The sequence below is a fragment of the Flexivirga sp. genome (genome assembly GCF_035551235.1).
Lineage (GTDB): Bacteria > Actinomycetota > Actinomycetes > Actinomycetales > Dermatophilaceae > Flexivirga.
The window spans coordinates 17,257-35,019 of sequence record NZ_DASZNO010000008.1; the positions used below are offsets into that span (position 1 = coordinate 17,257).

Genomic DNA, 17,763 nt, shown 5'->3' on the forward strand with positions numbered 1-17,763 from the left:
GCGAAGGTGGGCAAAGTTGCTGGTCAGGGGCGGAGCGACTGTCCAGCAACTTTGAACGCACCGCACTAGTCGAAAAGCGTTGTGCCTGCGTCGGTTTCGAAGAAGGCGCGCACGAGCGGCCGGTGTGCGGGGATGATCGGCAGGCGGGCCGCCTCGGCCTGGGTGAACCATGCCGACTCGGTGACCTCGTCGGACACGCCAGCCGTTCCGTCGACGACATGCGCCCGGAAACACACCCCGAAGATCGCCCGCCGGCGGCCGTCCGGGTGGACGATCACGACGTCCGGATTGCTGTATGCCGACAGCACAGAATCGACGGCGACCTGCAGCCCTGTTTCCTCGCGCGCCTCGCGAACCGCCGCCTCCGACCAGGTCTCGCCGATCTCCGCGCCGCCGCCGGGTAGGCACCACAGCCCGTTGTCCTCGCGCCGGGTGAGCAGCAGCCGGTCGCCGTCGCCGATGGCACAGCTCGCGCCGGCCTTGATCTCGGTGGCTCCCGCCTCCGCCGAGCCCGCGATGCGCGGTCCGACGTCGACCTGCGCGCGCGGTTTGCGTCGCTCGTAGGTCAGCACGGTCCAGCCGTCGTGCGGCTCACGGGAGGCTTCCCGCCATACGGGCGAGTCGGTGAACGGCCAGCCGGGGAAGACCGTGTCGCCCTCGGGCTCCAGCGGGATCTCGGACAGCACCATCCGGTCGGCGTATGGCGCGAAGAGCTCCCACACCTGGCCGCCGCCGGTCACGAAGAAGTCCTCGTCGCCGGCCAGGAGCAGCGCCTCGTCGACCGAGCGCGCGACCTCGACACCGTCCGCGGACCAGTCGGGGTCGCGGGTCAGCACGATGTGCCGGCGGCCGGGCAGCAGGCCGTGCGACTCGAAGGTGCGCCGGCCCATCACCATCGGGTGTCCCATGGTCGCGGCCTTGAAGCCCTTCTGCTCGCCGGGGACCCGCCACGGCATCGTGCCGTCGCGGCCGACCACGCCGTTGTGCGCGACGGCGGCGATGAAGCTGATCGTCATGGGTGACTCATATCTTCCGTCGCTCCTCTGCCCTCGCCTGCGGGCCTCGCTCGTGCCTCGCTCGTGTCCTCGGCTCGGTCGGAGCTCATACCGCGATCGGCGCCTTGATGGACGGAGCGGCGACGTAACCCTCGAGCGTGATGTCCGGCAGGTCGAAGGCGTCGATCTCGCGGATCTGCGGGTTGAGCCGCAGCGTCGGCAATGGACCCGGCTCACGGGTCAGCTGCAAGCGTGCCTGGTCGAGGTGGTTGAGGTAGAGGTGCGCGTCACCGATCGTGTGCACGAACTCGCCGGGCACCAGGTCGGTCACCTGGGCGACCATCGCGGTCAGCAGCCCGTAGGAGGCGATGTTGAAGGGGACGCCCAGGAAGATGTCGGCGGAGCGCTGGTAGAGCTGGCAGGAGAGTGACCGGCGACCGTCCTCGCTCTCGGCGCCGACGTAGAACTGGAACATCGTGTGACAGGGCGGCAGCGCCATGTCGTCGACGTCCGCGACGTTCCAGGCGGAGACGATGTGCCGGCGCGAATCGGGGTTGGTGCGCAGCCCGTCGATCAGGCGGGCGATCTGGTCGATCGTGCCGCCGTCCGGCGTCGGCCAGGACCGCCACTGGTGGCCGTAGACCGGACCCAGGTCGCCGTTCTCGTCGGCCCACTCGTCCCAGATGGAGATCTTGCGGTCGTGCAGCCACTGCACGTTGGTGTCGCCGCGCAGGAACCACAGCAACTCACCGATGATCGAGCGCAGGTGCAGCTTCTTGGTGGTCAGCGCGGGGAATCCGGCGGTCAGGTCGAAGCGCATCTGATGCCCGAAGACCGACAGCGTGCCGGTGCCCGTGCGGTCGTCCTTGCGCGTGCCTTCGGCGATGACCCGATCGAGGAGGTCGAGGTACTGCTTCACGCCATCAGACGCTATCAGCGGGGCCCGACATCCCAGCGCGCAGAGGGACTCGGCGCACCATCGAAAAAATGTGACCCAGATCACATTGAACGCTTGTAACACTTTCCGGGCGCCCCCGATGTAACCGTTGATCGCGTCGTCACCCGGACCCCCGAGCGGGTGACGACGCGATCTATCATTTCCCGGCCGTTCGCCGGTGATGCTCGGCACGCGGAAGGCGTCCGCGCGTGAGCCGGTGGCGCCGCTAGCCTGGGCGCATGACGCAGCTCTCCGCGAACCATTTCGGCACCATGATCACCGCCATGGTCACGCCCATGCGTGACGACGGCTCACTCGATCTGGACGGCGCGCAGAAGCTCGCGACACACCTCGTCGACGAGGGGAACGACGGCATCCTGGTCAACGGCACGACCGGCGAGTCCGCGACCACGACGGACCAGGAGAACATCGACCTGGTCCGGGTCGTCGCCGAAGCGGTCGGTGATCGCGCGATCGTGATGGCCGGCGTGGGCACCAACGACACCGCGCACTCCGTGGCCGCCGCCCGGAATCTCGCCGCCGCCGGCGCGCGTGCTTCCCTCATCGTCACCCCCTACTACAACAAGCCGCCGCAGGCGGGCGTGCTCGAGCACTACCGCACCGTGGCGGCCGCGACGGACCTGCCGGCGATGGCCTACGACATACCCGGCCGCACCGGCACCGCCCTGGCGCCCGACACCATCCGGGCCCTCGCCGAGGTGCCCAACATCAAGGCGCTCAAGGACGCCAAGGGCGACCTGGCCACGAGCGCGCCGCTGATGGTCGAGACCGGGCTGCTCTGGTACTCCGGCGACGACGCGCTCAACCTGCCCTGGCTCGCGCTCGGCGCGACCGGCATGGTGAGCACAGTGGGTAACGTCGCCAGTGCCACCCTGGTGTCGCTGCTGCGTGCCGTCGTGGCCGGCGACCTGCCCGCCGCACGCGCGATCAACCACCAGCTCGGACCGGTGATCAGGGCCGTCATGAACGTCACCCAGGGCACCATCCAGGCCAAGGCGGCCCTGCGCCTCATGGGCGTGATCGACTCCGACTTCTGCCGGCTCCCATTGGTGCCGGCGCCTGAAGAGCACCGCGCGATCCTGCGCGATGCACTGACAACGCAAGGACTGATGTGAGCCATCCCCATCCCGAACTCGAAGAGCCTCCGGCACTACCCAGGGGCGGCGTTCGCGTAGTCCCACTGGGCGGGCTCGGCGAGGTCGGCCGCAACATGACGGTCGTGGAGTATGACGGGAGGCTCCTCGTCGTCGACTGCGGCGTGCTCTTCCCCGAGGACCACCCCGGCGTCGACCTGATCCTGCCGGACTTCGAGTACATCAAGGACCGGCTCGACGACATCGAGGCGATCGTGCTGACACACGGGCACGAGGACCATATCGGTGCCGTGCCCTACCTGCTGCGCCTGAAGCCGGACATCCCGCTGGTCGGCTCCACGCTGACGCTGGCGCTGGTCGAGGCCAAGCTCAAGGAACACCGGATCAGGCCCTACACCCTGGCGGTGAAAGAGGGCGGCAACGAGAAGCTCGGTGCCTTCGACTGCGACTTCATCGCCGTCAACCACTCCATCCCGGACGCGCTCGCGGTCTTCGTCAAAACGCCCGGCGGCAATCTGCTGATCACCGGCGACTTCAAGATGGACCAGCTGCCGCTGGACGGCCGGATCACCGACCTGCGCGCCTTCGCCAAGGCGGGGGAGGAGGGTGTCGACCTCTTCCTGACCGACTCCACCAATGCCGAGGTCCCCGGCTTCACCACGCCGGAGCGCAACATCGCCCCGGCCATCGAGCGCGTCTTCCAGCAGGCCGAGCGCCGCATCATCGTCGCCTGTTTCTCCTCCCACGTGCACCGCGTGCAGCAGGTGCTGGACGCGGCCGCGGCGCATCGCCGCAAGGTCGCCTTCGTCGGCCGCTCGATGGTGCGCAACATGGGCATCGCCGCGGAGTTGGGCTACCTGCACGTTCCCGAGGGTGTACTGGTCGATCTGAAGAAGATCGACAAGTTCGCCGACAACCAGATCGTGCTCGTGTCGACCGGTTCGCAGGGCGAGCCGATGGCCGCGCTGTCCCGTATGGCGGCCGGCGATCACAACACCATCGAGATCGGCCCGGGCGACACGGTGCTGATGGCGTCGTCGCTCATCCCGGGCAACGAGAACGCCGTCTACCGGGTCATCAACGGCCTGATGCGACGCGGCGCGAGCGTCATACACAAGGGGAACGCGCTGGTGCACGTCTCCGGGCACGCCAGCGCCGGCGAGCTCCTCTACTGCTACAACATCGTCAAGCCGCGCAACGTGATGCCGATCCATGGCGAATGGCGCCACCTCGTCGCCAACGGCGACCTCGCCGTCGCGACCGGTGTGCCGGCCAACCGGGTCCTGCTCGCCGAGGACGGCGTCGTCGTCGACCTGGTCGACGGCCGCGCCTCGATCGTCGGCGCCGTGCCATGCGGTTATGTGTATGTCGACGGATCTCTCGTCGGCACGACCGACGAGACGATGCTCAAGGACCGGCGCATCCTGCGCGACGAGGGCTTCGTGACGATCATCGTGGTGCGCGACGCCGACACGGGCAAGATCGTCTCGGGCCCGGAGATCCAGACCCGCGGGTTCGCCGAGGAGGACGAGGTCTTCGACAAGGTGCGACCCAAGCTGGAGGCAGCGCTCGAGGAGGCCCGCGAGAAGGGCATCAGCGACACCTACCAGCTGCAGCAGGTGATCCGCCGCGCCGTCGGTGGCTTCGTCGGCGGCAAGTTGCGCCGCCGTCCGATGATCATCCCGATCGTGATTGACGCGTAAGCAGGTCGACTGCGGCGCCCCAGCCCGTGGGGTCGTCGCCCGCCGGGATCATCGCCAGCGAGAACCACAGTACGAGCGTGTCCCACCAGGCTGCCTCGGCGGCGGTCAGCCGGCATACCGACTGATAGCCGTCGAGGAAGGCCGCGTGCACGGCCGGCGTGACCGGTCCCCAGTCGTGGTACCTCGTCCCCAACAGCACTGCTGATCGGGCGAGTTCTGCGATGCGATGATCGAGCCGTGCCTCCTCGAAGTCCAGGACAGCGGCGACGTCCTCCCCGGTCATCAGGATGTTCGCCGCACGGAAGTCGCCGTGCACCAATTGCGTGGGGAGTGCGGCTGCCGGCGCGGCGGCCAGCTGTCGTCGCAGAACCTCCAGTGCCGCGGCGGGCGCCCTCGGGTGTTCTGTCGCAAGCCAGCCGGTGATCCGCGCGGCCAACGTCTCGGACTGCTGCTCGAGCACCGCGACCCGCTCGGCATCGGGGTATGACGACAGCGCGTCATGGAGCCGGGCCAGCGTGACGCCGGCGGCGGACACCTGCCTCACGTCGGTGAACTCCAGCAGTTCACCGTCGACGTGTCGCTGCAACGAGATCGAGACGCCGTCGACCTCGACCTGACGTTGACCTTCAGTCGTCGGCACCGGGGCTGAGACGGGCAGCCCGCACCGGTCGAGCCACGCGGTGATGTCTGCGAGCACTGCGAGGCGGGGAAACCAAGGCGTCATGATCGACCACTTGACGAGCATCCGGCCGTGTGGTGTCTGGATCCACACCAGCGCGTTCTTGAAGCTCATCACGATGCGTTCGCAGCAGACGACCTCGATCTGCCAATAGTGCTGAAGGGTCATCGACACCCAGTCGACCACCGCTGTCACATCGGCGAAGCCGAACCGCTCCGAGAGAGCGGTCGCGGGGTCGTCCTGTTCCCAGAGCATCTCCGCTGGCGGGTGTGTCATACGCCCAGCCCATCACACATGGCGGAAGCCCCGCCCCACCGAACGGTGGGACGGGGCTTCCGGGTTGTCAGCGTCACCGGAGCGACGCTGACGGACGATCAGATCAGGCCGGCAGGTTCAGGTGCTGGCCGACGAAGATCAGGTTGGGGTCGTTCACGATGCCCTTGTTGGCCGAGAACAGCGCCTGCCATCCACCCTTGACCTGGTAGCTCTGCGCGAGCTTGCTCAGGGTGTCGCCCTTCTTCACGGTGAGGGTCTTGCCCGAGAGGGCGACCTTCGGCGCGGTGTAGACCTTCTTGGGCGCCGTGTAGGTCTTCTTCGGCGCGGTGTAGGTCGGACGCTGCGTGGAGCGCGAGGTCTTGGGGGCCGTGTAGGTCTTCTTCGGCGCGGTGTAGGTCTTCTGCGGAGCCGGCTTGGGGGCCGGGGCCGGGTTGACGACCGGCGAGCCGCCACCACGGGTCAGGCCCGCACGCACGGAGCAGACCGGCCAGGCGCCGGGACCCTGGGAAGCCAGGACCTTCTCGGCGACCGAGATCTGGGCCGACTTGCTTGCCAGGTTGGCGTTCGACGCGTAGGCGCCGCCACCGTAGGCCATCCAAGTCGAGTGGGTGAACTGCAGGCCACCGTAGAAACCGTTGCCGGTGTTGATCGCCCAGTTGCCACCGCTCTCGCAGGCGGCGACGCGGTCCCAGGTGGAAACCGAGGCGGCGTGGGCGTCACCAGCGGTGGCGACGCCGGCAGCGGCAAGGGCCGCAGCGGCGGCAACCCCGATGCCGACGGCGCGGGTCGTGGTCTGAGTCTTCTTGCTGAGGTTCATTGATTCCTCTCCTGACGTGCGCATACGGGGTTAGCTGTCGGGTCGGGCTGTCAGGTGCCCGGCAGGCCGTTTCAGGCCTGCTCTCACCCCAAGGCCGCTGTCGCGACCGAAATGGGTTCCCCATCCTCGTTGTGCCTCCGGGACCGTCCCGGATCTTGGTGGCCGCCCAACGAAGTTGTGCGCAGCGGACCACAGGCAGGTTCGAGATCGTGCCGGTTGCGCGACCTCGTTGATGGATCGGACCTTCGGCCAGGGGGCGAAGTTTTGAACCACCGACCGTCGAAGGTACGTGGTCCGGACACGTTTTCCAAGTCGAACCGTGACCATTTCGTGACTTTTTTTGAAAGTGTCGCGAGAGTCACATGAAATATGTTGCACGCGTCACACCCGTCACGCTGATCCCGCATCCGGTGCCGGCTCCCGGTGAGCGACAATGCGGTCGTGCCCGAACCCCACTCCGCACCACGCACGTGGTGGCGCGCCGAGGGCAGAACTGCGACGTGGTGGACGCTCGCGGTGCTCTTGGGGCTGACCGCATTCGGAGTCCTGGCCCGCTGGCTGGACGCCACCTGGCTGGTGCCGCTCGTGCAGGCGTTCTTCCCGGTCTTCGGCGTGGCGGCGCTCGTCCTGTGCCTGGCGGTGGCCGCACTGCGTTATCGCTGGCTGGCGTTGTGTGCGTTGGTGATCGCCATACCCCCTGCTCTGTTGGGTATGACGACAGTGCGCAGCGACACCGTCCCGGCCGGGCCGCACGACGAGGTCGTGCTGACTCTCAATCTGAAATACGGAGCAGCCGATCCGGCGCAGGTCGTGGCGGCAGTGCGTGAGCACCACGTCGACACGCTCGTCCTGCAGGAGTGCACGCCACACGAGTTGGCCGCGTTGCGACGGCTCGGCCTGGACGCAGTGTTGCCCCATCAGGCGGGCGAGGCCGCGGCGGGCATCCGCGGAACTCTGGTGCGCAGCACGCATCCGCTCACCGTGCTCGCGGAGCATCCGGCGGATCCCTTCCCGAGCAGCCCCGATGTCCGGGTGCGCACGCAGCAGGGTGATTACCGGCTGCGCGCCGTGCACACGCCCGCGCCGCTGCCGGACATCGTCTCGGACTGGCGGGCCGCGCTACGGTCGCTCGCCCGATGGCGTGCCGAACTGCCGCCGGGGCAGCGGCTGGTCATGGCGGGGGATTTCAACGCCTCAGCGGCGATGCCGGGCTTCCGCGAACTCGCCGACGGCCTCACCGACAGCAGCAGGGCGGCCGGGTCGGGCTGGAGCCGCACCTGGCCACGCGACACCTGGTTGCCGCCCTTCATCCAGTTGGACCACGTGCTGACACGCGGCTTCGGTGTCGTGGCCGACGGCACCGTCGAGGTCTCGGGCACCGACCACCGTGGCTACTGGGCCAGGTTGCGGCCCGAACCGGTCACCAGCTGAATCACCAGGGGAGCGGCTCGCTGAGATCGCGCGGGTCCGCCGGGGCCGACCAGCCCTCATCGGTGTGCACGTAGGACAACGCGGGGCCGTGCTCGACCAGCCGCCGGACGGCGGCGATCAGCCGGTCGACGTGCTCACCGGTGGTGGCCAGGCCGAGGCTCGCGCGGACGGCACAGGCGCCCTCGCCGACGACGGCATCGCAGAGCAGGTGCGCGCAGAACCGGCCGTCGCGCACCGCGATGGCGTCCTCGTCGGCCAGCACCTGGGAGACCAGTGACGGGTCATATCCCTCGACCGTGAAGGTCACGACTCCGACGTTGGGCCGGTCGCCGAGCGCCTCGACGATGCTGACCCGCTCGATCGCGGCGAGGCCGGCGCGCAGCCGGGCATGCAGCTGGGCCTCGTGCGCCTCGATCGGTGCGCGGTTGGCCTGCAACGTGGCGCACGCGGCCGCGATGGCCACTGCACCGACCGCGTTCGGGGTGCCGCCCTCGTGCCGTCCCGGACCGGTCTGCCACTGCGTGTGGTCGTGCCACACCCGCGAGGTGGCGCCCCCGGCCGGCAGGTAGGGCTCGGCGGCATCCAGCCAGTCACTGCGGCCGGCGAGCACGCCCGCGCCATACGGGGCATAGAGCTTGTGGCCGGAGAAGGCGACCCAATCGACGCCGAGTGTGTCGAGGTCGATCTCCGCGTGCGGTGCGTACTGCGCGGCATCCAGGACTGTTCGAGCACCGAATTCCCTTGCCACGGCGACGAGTTCGGTGACCGGCCAGATCTCGCCGGTGACGTTGCACGCGCCGGTGATCACCACGAGGCGCTCGGTCTCGGGGGACTGGGCAAGCGCTTCGCGCAGGAGTTGTATGGCGTGCTGCGCGCTCCTCGGAACGGGCAATCGAGTGGTCCGGTCCTGGGCCCAGGGCAGGAGTGCCGCGTGATGCGCGGACTCCCAGGCGAAGACCTGCGTGTTCGCCGGCAGGCAATGTCCGAGCAGTCGCAGCGCGTCGGTGGTGTTGCGGGTGAACACGACCTCGTCGCCGGCCCGGGCGCCGACGAATTCCGCGACCTGCGCGCGGGCCGCCTCGAACCAACCGGTCGTGACCCGGCTGGCGTAGCCCGCGCCGCGGTGGACCGACCCGTAGCGGCGCTGCACCTGCTCGGCGGCCTCGGCGACGGCGATCAGCGCCGGCGTCGTGGCGCCGTGATCGAAGTTGGCATAGTCGGTGACCGTGCGATGGACCGTCGGCACGCCGAGATCGGCCGAGACGGTCCGTGGCAGCCCGTTCGCGGTCGCTCGGTCGCGGTGGGTTCCGGCGGCCGGCACACCCAATTGCCGGGTGACGTTCCGGTCGGTGGCGTTCTCATCGGGGTCGATGCTGACGATGCTCATCGGTTGCTCCTTGGCCGATCAGGGATCGACAAGGGCAAGTGCATGGTCGATCCGCGCTTGCCGACGTGTTGTTCACGCCGGCCTGGTCGTCACCCGGAGCACCCCACCGCGGTTGGAGGGTTGCCGCTCAGCAAGCCGGGGCTTGTCGCTGAGACTCATGACCTGCGGACAAATCTAGCGCGAGCCCCTGCGATGACGTCAAACCTGTCCCGCAGATTGGGAAGGTGCGTCGTCCTCCGACGGCGCTCGCGGCGTGTTTCCGATGGGGCTGATGTGGTTGTCGCGTACGGTGTTTTCGTGGCTACCCGTCCGTCTTCGTCGACAACGACCGCGCGCGCGACCCGGAGCAAGTCCGCGTCCAGTGCGGCCGGCTCGCGCTCCCGACCCGCTTCGGGGCGCACTTCGACCCGCCCGCCCGCCAAGAAGGCGACCGGCGCCAAGGCGCGGGCCGGAGGCAAGCCGTCCGGAGGCGGACTGCCGTTCCCGTTGCGCGCGGCGCGCGGCACCTGGATGGGTGTTGCACACGTCGCCGGAGGTGCGGCCCGTCGGGTCGGTCACTCGGCGCGCGACCTCGAGCCCGAGTTGCGCCGTGACGGACTCGGTTTCGCGCTGATCGCCGCCGCCATCGTCATCGCCGCCCGGGAATGGTGGGGTCTGACCGGTATGGCGGGCGACGTCATACACGCGATCGTGGCGGGGACGTTCGGTCTCGGTGCGCTCGTGCTGCCGTTGGTCCTGGTGCTGATCGGCGTCCACCTGATGCGGTCACCGCGCGGTGACCAGGGGACCAACCGGGTGATGGTCGGGCTCGCGCTGTTCGCGATCGCGGTCTGCGGTGTCACCAGCATCGCCAAGGACATCCCGCAGCCCAGCGAGACCGACGCGCTGCGCGGCGCCGGCGGCATCATCGGCTTCCTCGCGAGCAGCCCGCTGGTGGCTGCGGTGCACACGGTCGGCGCCATGGCGCTGCTGCTCATCCTGGGCATCTTCAGCGTGCTGGTGATGACCGCGACGCCGGTGACGATGATCCCGGAGCGCCTGGCGATGGTCCGTGCGCGGCTCTTCGAGCACGGCGGTTTCTATGCCGAGGACGACGAAGCCGTCGACGCCGTGGCCCAGGACCTGCACGGCGACCAGATCGACGGCGGGAAGCGCCGGCGCCGCCGCAAGCCGAAGAACGACGAGAACGACCCGAGCCTGGACGGCGACGAGCCCTTCGAACAGGCCGCGACCGTCGCGCCGCGCCGCACGAAGAGCGGCCGTATGCTGCGCCCCGGGGAGAAGGATCCCGGCAAGGACGAGGTCTACGACGTCGACGGCAGCGAGCCGGCACCGAAGGAGCCGAAGAAGCCCGCCCCGCGTGACACGCCGCGCGACGCCCCGCGTGACACCCAGGCGATGCCGCTGCCCGGCACGACCGGCAACCCGCCGGAGTCGATCGCCGTGGCGCCCGGTCTGCAGGCGCCGCCGACGACACCGCTGCCGCAGCGCGTCGAGCAGCTTCAGCTGGCCGGGGACGTCACTTACACGCTCCCGGGCAACGAGCTGCTGAAGCCGGGAACGCCGCCGAAATCGCGGTCGGCCGCCAACGACCGGGTCGTCGAGGCGCTCACCGACACGATGAACTCCTTCGGCGTCGACGCGCAGGTCACCGGGTTCAGCCGTGGTCCGACCGTCACCCGCTACGAGGTCGAGCTCGGCCAGGGCACCAAGGTCGAGCGGGTCACCGCACTCTCGAAGAACATCGCGTATGCCGTGGCGTCCGCCGACGTGCGCATCCTCTCGCCGATCCCGGGCAAGTCCGCGATCGGTATCGAGATCCCCAACACCGACCGCGAGAAGGTCAGCCTCGGCGATGTCCTGCGCAGTGGGGCGGCGCGGGGCAACGAACACCCGATGGTGATGGGTGTCGGCAAGGACGTCGAGGGCGGCTATGTCGTCGCGAACCTCGCGAAGATGCCCCACCTGCTGGTCGCCGGTGCGACCGGCGCCGGTAAGTCGTCGTTCGTCAACTCCATGATCACCTCGATCATGATGCGGTCCACCCCGGACGAGGTCCGGATGGTGCTGGTCGACCCCAAGCGCGTGGAACTCACGGCATACGAAGGCATTCCGCACCTGATCACCCCGATCATCACCAACCCGAAGAAGGCCGCCGAGGCGCTGCAGTGGGTCGTCCGCGAGATGGACACCCGGTATGACGACCTGGCGGCGTTCGGGTTCAAGCACATCGACGACTTCAACAAGGCGGTGCGTGCCGGGAAGGTGACGCCGCCCCCGGGGTCGGAGCGGGTCATGCAGACCTACCCCTACCTGCTGGTCATCGTCGACGAGCTCGCCGACCTGATGATGGTGGCGCCGCGCGACGTCGAGGAGTCGATCGTGCGCATCACGCAGCTGGCGCGCGCGGCCGGGATCCACCTGGTGCTGGCGACCCAGCGACCGTCGGTCGACGTCGTGACCGGCCTGATCAAGGCCAACGTTCCCAGCCGGATGGCGTTCGCGACCTCGTCACTGGCCGACTCCCGGGTCGTGCTGGACCAGCCCGGTGCGGAGAAGCTGATCGGTCAGGGTGACGCCCTGTTCCTGCCGATGGGCGCGTCCAAGCCGATGCGTGTGCAGGGTGCGTGGGTCACCGAAACCGAAGTGCAGGAAGTGGTTTCGCACGTTCGCGAGCAGCTGAAGCCGATCTACCGCGACGACGTGGCGGTCACTGCGCCGAAGAAGGAGATCGACGAGGACATCGGTGACGATCTGGATCTGCTGGTGCAAGCGGCCGAGCTCGTCGTCAACAGCCAGTTCGGCTCGACGTCGATGTTGCAGCGCAAGCTGCGCGTCGGCTTCGCCAAGGCCGGCCGCCTGATGGACCTGATGGAGAGCCGCGGCATCGTCGGCCCGTCCGAGGGTTCGAAGGCACGCGATGTGCTCGTTCGACCCGATGACCTGCCGACGACGCTGGCCCTGCTGCGGGGCGAGGACCCGCCCGCCGCCGAGCAGCCGTATGACGCTGCAGCGGAAGGTGATTCGGACGGCAGCGAGGACGCGTGGCAACTCACCAACCGGGGGGACTGACAAGCGCTCCACGCGGGCACCTGCTGCAGCAGCTGCGGGCATTGCCCAGCGCGATCCTGCTGATCGTGCAACTGCTCGGCATCCTGGTCTATCCGTTCACCGCGGAGACATCGACCGGCCGCACCGTCTTCTCGCTCTTCCAGCTGGTGGTGCTCGGCCTCGCGGTCGCCGCGGTGCGCCTGACCCCGGCATTGACGTGGGTGTCGCTGTGCATCGGTGCGCCTGCTGCGGTCCTCACCGTGCTGACCGCATTCCTCCCGGACAGCGACCCACTGGGTCTGGCATCCGACGTCACGCACGCGATCTTCTACTTCTACACGGCGTATGCACTGATCCGGTACATGTTCTCCGACAACGATGTGACGCGTGACGAAATGTTCGCAACGGGAGCGTGTTTCACCGTCGTGGCATGGGGTTTCGCCTATGTCTACGCAGTGGTCCAGACCATCTGGGGCCCGGGCCAGTTCGTCTCCGGCACGCCGCACGAGCTGCGCTGGGTCGAGCTGCTCTTCCTGTCGTTCACGACCATGACCAACACCGGACTCTCGGACATCGTGCCCGGAGGCGGGCACGCTCGCTCGGTGATGATGCTGGAGCAGCTCGCGGGCGTGAACTATGTTGCGCTGGTGGTCGCACGACTGATGGGCCTGACCCTGGCCAGATTTCAACGCAAGCCGGACAAGACCGAGAGCGCGGAGGGCGAGCAATGACCGATGACAACGATCGCACGCAGGAGATCCGCCGTGACGGCGACCAGTATCGGCCTGCGGGACAAGGCGATTCGTCTCCGGCGCAGTCGGATCAGCGCTCGTCGCGTCGCGATGACACCGCGGAGTTCAGTCGCCCGCCGCAGAATGCGCCGGGGCAGGCCCCGGGGTATCGACCTGCGCCGGCGCCGCAGCAGCAGGGTGGCGCCTATCCGCCGGCCGGTGGCGGTTATCGACCCGCGCAGCCCGCGCCGGCCCAGGCGTATGGCGCACCGATGCTGCCCATCGACCGTGGGTCCGGCGGCTTCCCGGCTGCGATCATCGGCGCCGTCGTCGCGACCCTCCTGGCTGTGGCAACGTCGTTCGGCGCCTACCAGATCCTGAAGAACCACTCGAGCATCGATGCGCGGAAGCTGCCCGGCTTCGTCACCTACCGCATGGGTCTCCTGCCGTGGCCATCCGGTCGTGGCGGTGACCTGACGACGGCATTCATCGTCGGGGTGCTGGTCGTGCTTGTCGTCACGGTGCTGCTGATGATGGCCGCGGCGATGTCGACCCGTGCTGGGACAGGCGGTTTCGCGCTCTTCCTCGCGGCGTGGATGGCGTCCGTCATTGCCGGTGGCGGTGCGTGCGTGACCGCAGGGCTGGTCGCCCGGCAGCAGGGATCCTGGTCGTATGCCGGGGCCGCCTGGCAGAACGATCTCGGCATCGGACTCCAGTGGGGTCTGCTGTTCGGCTGGATCGCCGCCCTCGTGCTGGTCATCGTGCACGCGATGCGCCGCAAACCGGCGCAGCGCTGAGGGGCGTCATACACCTGCGTCATACGACCAGGCGGTAACCCTGGCCCGGGTCGGTGAGCAGGTAACGCGGTGCCGCCGGGTCGGGCTCCAGCTTGCGGCGGAGGCCGGCGACATACACCCGCAGGTAATGCGTGTCCTTCTCGTAACCCGGCCCCCACACCTCCCGCAGCAACACGGCCTGACTGACCAGGCGTCCTGGCCGAATCGCGAGCGTTTCCAACAGATGCCACTCGGTGGGGGTCAGTTTCACCGGCGCGCCGTCGCGCAAGGCGACGCGCTCGGCGAAGTCGAGCGCGAAGTCCGCGGTCCGGACCGGATCCGCGTGCGGGGTGCTCACCGTACGGCGACGGACCGCGGCACGGACGCGCGCGAGCAACTCGTCCATGCCGAACGGCTTGGTGACGTAATCGTCCGCGCCCTCGTCGAGCGCTTCGACCTTGTCGTCGGAGTCGTGCCGGGCCGACAGCACGATGATCGGCAGTTCACTGGTGCGCCGGACCCGCCGGATGACGTCCACTCCGTCGATGTCCGGCAACCCGAGGTCGAGCACGACGACGTCGGGAGTGTCTTCCGCGATGCATTGCAGCGCGGTGCGGCCGTCGAAGGCGTGCGCGACCTCGTAGTCACGGGCGCGCAGGTTGATGCTGAGGGTCCGCACCAGTGCGGGCTCGTCGTCGACCACCAGGACCTTGGTCATCGGGTCGCTCCTTCGTCGCCAGTCTTCGTCACGATCGGCCGCTGGTGGTGGCCGGCGACCGGTAGCCGCACGCACATGGTGAGGCCACCGCCGGGGGTGTCCTCGGCCTCCAGTGTGCCGTCCATCGCCTCGGTCAGGCCCTTGGACACGGCGAGTCCGAGCCCGACGCCGTTGCCGCGGGGACTGTCGCCATACCGCTGGAAGGGCGCGAAGATGCCGGTGCGCTCGGACTCGGGCACACCCGGCCCCCGGTCGACCACCCGGATCTCGACCCACGCGCCGAGCCGCTCACCGGTGAGCACGACCTCCTGGCGTCCGGGGGAGTAGTGCAGCGCGTTCTCCAACAGGTTCGCCAGCACCCGCTCGGCCAGGCCGGTGTCGGCGAGGCAACTGATGTCGGGATCCGGCAGCCAGACATGCACGCGCTCGGGTGCGCTCAGGGTCCGCCGGGTGATCGCCAGGAGGTCGGCGACGAGCACGTCATCGGTCCGGGCCGTGATGTTGCCCGACTGGATGCGCGACATGTCGAGCAGGTTCTCGATCAGTCCGTCGAGGCGATCCGTAGCAGCCTCAACGGTTTCCAGCAGCTCGCCCTGGTCCGCTGCGGTGAGCTGTATGTCGGTGCTGCGCAGGCTGGACACTCCGGCCTTGATCGCCGACAGCGGAGTGCGCAGGTCGTGTGACACGGCGGCGAGCAGTGCCGCTCGTGACCGGTTGTCCTTCGCCAGGCCCGCTGCCGCGGCGGCCTGCCGCGCCAGCTCGTTGCGGTGGAGTATGGCGGACGCGACGCTCGCGTAAGCCTCCATCAACCGCCGCTGCCCGGCGTCGACGACGTCACCGTCGAGCACCAGTTGGTGGTGCTCGTCGATCGGCACCCGGCTGAGCGGCGCGTCCAGGTCGGCCAGCGGGACGCTGCCGCTGACGATCACCGGCTCTCCCGGCACGCCCGCCCGGGAGGTCCGCACGATGGCCGCTCCACCCGTCGCGAAGATGTCCCGTGCCTGCTCCAGCAACTCCGGGAGCGGATCCTTCACCGCCAGCAGGGAGTGTGTGAGCTCGGCGAGCACCCGTGAATCGTATTCAGCAGCAACCGATTGCGTGGTCCGGCGGACGGCGAGGTGAACCACTGCGGAGACGGACGCCGCCACCACGAGGAAGACGGCCAGCGCCGCGACGTTCTGCGGTTCGTTGATGGTCAGTGCGCCGGTCGGGGGAGCGAAGAACCAGTTGAGCAGCAGGCTGGCCAGCACAGCGGTGGTGAGGCCCGGCCAGATGCCGCCGACGATCGCCGTCAGGACGGTGAAGGCCAGATAGATGAGGACCTCGAGCGGCAGGGCGTGCCAGGGTTCGGTGGCGTTGAGCAGTGCGGTGAGCAATGCGAGGCCGACCGTGGCGAGCAGCCAGCCGCCGATCTCGCGACGGCGCCCGACGCCGCCCCAGGTGACCGCGGGCCGCCGGCCGCCGTGCGCGAGCTCGTGGGTCACCATGAGCACGTCGATGTCACCGGAACCGTCGACGACCGTGTCGCCGACGCCGCGTCCGAAGATGCGTTGCAAGCTGGTCCGGCGGGATGCGCCGATGACGATCTGCGAGGCATTGACGCCACGAGCGAACTCCAGGATCGCCTCGCCCACGTCGGACCCCGTCACCGTGTGCATCGTGCCGCCCAGCTCAGTAACCAACTGCCTTGTCGCTGCAGCGGATTCGGCGCGGACATCGCGCAGCCCCGTGTCGGTCACGACCTGCACGGCATACAGCTCACCACCCGCGCCGCGTCCGGCGACCCGCGCGCCGCGGCGGAGGAGAGTCTCCTGCTCGGGGCCGCCCGTGAGAGCGACGACGACCCGCTCGCGGATGGGCCAGATCGACTCGATGTCGTGGTCGTCGCGGTAGCGCGCGAGTGCCTCGTCCACCCGGTCGGCTGTCCAGAGCAGGGCGAGCTCGCGCAGGGCCGACAGATTGCCGCCGCGGAAGTAGTTGGCCAGCGCGGCATCGACCCGTTCCGCCGGATAGACGTGCCCGTGTGCGAGCCGTCGGCGCAGCGCCTCCGGTGTCATGTCGACGAGCTCGACCTGGTCGGCGGCGCGGACCACTGCGTCCGGGACGGTCTCCTGCTGGCGGACGCCGGTGATCTGGAAGACCGCGTCGTTCAACGACTCCAAGTGCTGCACGTTGACCGTGGACAGGACGTCGATGCCGGCCCCGAGCAGCCGGTCGATGTCCTGCCAGCGCCGCCCGTCGGGCCCACCGACCTTGCGGTGGGCCAACTCGTCGACGAGCACGACGTCGGGTCGGCGTCGCAGGACAGCGTCGACGTCGAGCTCGCGGATCGTCGCCCCGGCGTGCTGAATTTCTTGCAGCGGAACGGTTTCCAGCCCTTCGAGCTGCTCCGCGGTGTAGGACCGGTCATGGGTCTCGACGATGCCGACGACGACATCGGTGCCGCGCTGCTTTCTCCGGTGGGCCTCCTGCAGCATCTTGACGGTCTTGCCCACCCCGGGTGCCGCACCCAGGTAGATGCGAAGTCGGCCACGCGTCATACGACGATTGTCCATCGTTCGTCAGCGTTCACCGGCAAGGCGTTGCAGCGCGAGGTTGAGCTGGAGCACGTTGACCTTCGGTGCGCCGAGGAAGCCGCCGTCGCGGCCCGTGGTCGCGGCGTCGATCAGGCGGTCGACCTGTGCGGTGGACAGGCCGCGCGCGGCAGCGACGTTCGACGCCTGGAACCGTGCGTATGCCGGCGAGATGTGCGGGTCCAGGCCGCTGGCGCTCATGGTGAGGGCGTCCGGCGGAGGGGTGCCGGCCGTGCCGGCCAGCGCCTTCCGGCGCGCTGCCACGGCCGCCTGTTGCCGCTTGTCGGTGGCCGGAAGATTGGAGCCCGCGCTCGAGTCACCCGAGTAGCCGGTGGCCGAGGGTCGCCCATGGAACCACTGCGAGCCGGTGAAGCGCTGGCCGATCAGCGACGACCCGATGACCCTGCCACCGGAGTGGACGAGTGAACCGGTCGCCTGGTCGTGGAAGGCGATGCGTCCGACGCCCCAGACCGCCGCCGGGTAGAGCACGCCGAGCAGGACGGTGAGGACGAGCAAGAGTCGAATCGCCGCCAACGTCTGGCGTCCGATGGTGAGCGAGGTGGTTGCCATGTGG

At 68.9% G+C, this 17,763-nt stretch carries 14 protein-coding genes and 2 riboswitches; of the genes, 6 read left to right on the forward strand and 8 right to left on the reverse strand.

The annotated features are described in order from the left end of the window. Positions 1–65: 65 nt before the first annotated feature. Complete coding sequence (locus VG502_RS01400) at positions 66–1,016, reverse strand: dihydrofolate reductase (RefSeq protein ID WP_325547994.1); 951 nt, start codon at positions 1,014–1,016, stop codon at positions 66–68. Between the two features lie 85 nt (positions 1,017–1,101). Beyond that, positions 1,102–1,914 (reverse strand): thymidylate synthase, encoded by an 813-nt coding sequence (locus VG502_RS01405; RefSeq protein ID WP_325547996.1) that lies wholly within the window; start codon positions 1,912–1,914, stop codon positions 1,102–1,104. Positions 1,915–2,171: 257 nt separating this feature from the next. Between VG502_RS01405 and dapA the strand changes: the two genes are divergently transcribed. Beyond that, the gene (gene dapA / locus VG502_RS01410; protein WP_325547997.1) at positions 2,172–3,068 is read left to right on the forward strand and encodes a 4-hydroxy-tetrahydrodipicolinate synthase; all 897 of its coding nucleotides are present in this window, start codon (positions 2,172–2,174) and stop codon (positions 3,066–3,068) included. Continuing rightward, positions 3,065–4,750 carry a ribonuclease J gene (locus tag VG502_RS01415; RefSeq protein WP_325547999.1) on the forward strand — a complete coding sequence of 562 codons (1,686 nt, stop codon included), beginning with the start codon at positions 3,065–3,067 and terminating at the stop codon, positions 4,748–4,750. Before dapA ends, VG502_RS01415 begins: the two co-directional genes overlap by 4 nt. On the opposite strand, the gene VG502_RS01420 is transcribed toward VG502_RS01415, so the two are convergent. Together VG502_RS01420 and VG502_RS01425 are read right to left on the reverse strand one after the other, a co-directional pair. Beyond that, entirely contained in the window at positions 4,725–5,705 is a 981-nt protein-coding gene (locus VG502_RS01420; RefSeq protein ID WP_325548001.1) for a phosphotransferase enzyme family protein, read from the reverse strand. The genes VG502_RS01415 and VG502_RS01420 overlap by 26 nt on opposite strands. Before the next feature lie 103 nt (positions 5,706–5,808). Next, positions 5,809–6,522 carry a transglycosylase family protein gene (locus VG502_RS01425; RefSeq protein ID WP_325548003.1) on the reverse strand — a complete coding sequence of 238 codons (714 nt, stop codon included), beginning with the start codon at positions 6,520–6,522 and terminating at the stop codon, positions 5,809–5,811. 4 nt (positions 6,523–6,526) lie between these two features. Continuing rightward, positions 6,527–6,668, reverse strand: a riboswitch (cyclic di-AMP (ydaO/yuaA leader). Between the two features lie 295 nt (positions 6,669–6,963). Here VG502_RS01425 and VG502_RS01430 point away from each other — a divergent pair. Then, positions 6,964–7,953 (forward strand): endonuclease/exonuclease/phosphatase family protein, encoded by a 990-nt coding sequence (locus VG502_RS01430; RefSeq protein ID WP_325548005.1) that lies wholly within the window; start codon positions 6,964–6,966, stop codon positions 7,951–7,953. A 1-nt stretch (position 7,954) separates the two neighbouring features. On the opposite strand, the gene VG502_RS01435 is transcribed toward VG502_RS01430, so the two are convergent. Then, positions 7,955–9,340: an aminotransferase class V-fold PLP-dependent enzyme gene (locus VG502_RS01435; RefSeq protein WP_325548007.1), complete on the reverse strand. Its 1,386-nt coding sequence runs from the start codon at positions 9,338–9,340 to the stop codon at positions 7,955–7,957. A gap of 48 nt (positions 9,341–9,388) precedes the next feature. Next, a riboswitch (SAM riboswitch) is annotated at positions 9,389–9,503 on the reverse strand. 347 nt (positions 9,504–9,850) lie between these two features. Between VG502_RS01435 and VG502_RS01440 the strand changes: the two genes are divergently transcribed. From VG502_RS01440 to VG502_RS01450, 3 genes are read left to right on the forward strand one after another with little or no spacing between them, the layout of a single operon-like run. Continuing rightward, the gene (locus VG502_RS01440) at positions 9,851–12,412 is read left to right on the forward strand and encodes an FtsK/SpoIIIE family DNA translocase (RefSeq protein ID WP_325548123.1); all 2,562 of its coding nucleotides are present in this window, start codon (positions 9,851–9,853) and stop codon (positions 12,410–12,412) included. Continuing rightward, the gene (locus VG502_RS01445; protein WP_325548009.1) at positions 12,385–13,122 is read left to right on the forward strand and encodes an ion channel; all 738 of its coding nucleotides are present in this window, start codon (positions 12,385–12,387) and stop codon (positions 13,120–13,122) included. Before VG502_RS01440 ends, VG502_RS01445 begins: the two co-directional genes overlap by 28 nt. Continuing rightward, positions 13,119–13,919: a hypothetical protein gene (locus tag VG502_RS01450; protein ID WP_325548010.1), complete on the forward strand. Its 801-nt coding sequence runs from the start codon at positions 13,119–13,121 to the stop codon at positions 13,917–13,919. The genes VG502_RS01445 and VG502_RS01450 overlap by 4 nt, the downstream gene beginning before the upstream one ends. 19 nt (positions 13,920–13,938) lie before the next feature. On the opposite strand, the gene VG502_RS01455 is transcribed toward VG502_RS01450, so the two are convergent. From VG502_RS01455 to kdpC, 3 genes are read right to left on the reverse strand one after another with little or no spacing between them, the layout of a single operon-like run. After that, entirely contained in the window at positions 13,939–14,616 is a 678-nt protein-coding gene (locus VG502_RS01455) for a response regulator transcription factor (protein WP_325548011.1), read from the reverse strand. Then, positions 14,613–17,156, reverse strand: coding sequence for a DUF4118 domain-containing protein (locus VG502_RS01460; protein WP_325548012.1), 2,544 nt, complete (start codon positions 17,154–17,156; stop codon positions 14,613–14,615). The genes VG502_RS01455 and VG502_RS01460 overlap by 4 nt, the downstream gene beginning before the upstream one ends. Positions 17,157–17,177: 21 nt before the next feature. Beyond that, positions 17,178–17,759, reverse strand: coding sequence for a potassium-transporting ATPase subunit KdpC (gene kdpC / locus VG502_RS01465; RefSeq protein WP_325548013.1), 582 nt, complete (start codon positions 17,757–17,759; stop codon positions 17,178–17,180). Positions 17,760–17,763 lie beyond the last annotated feature (4 nt).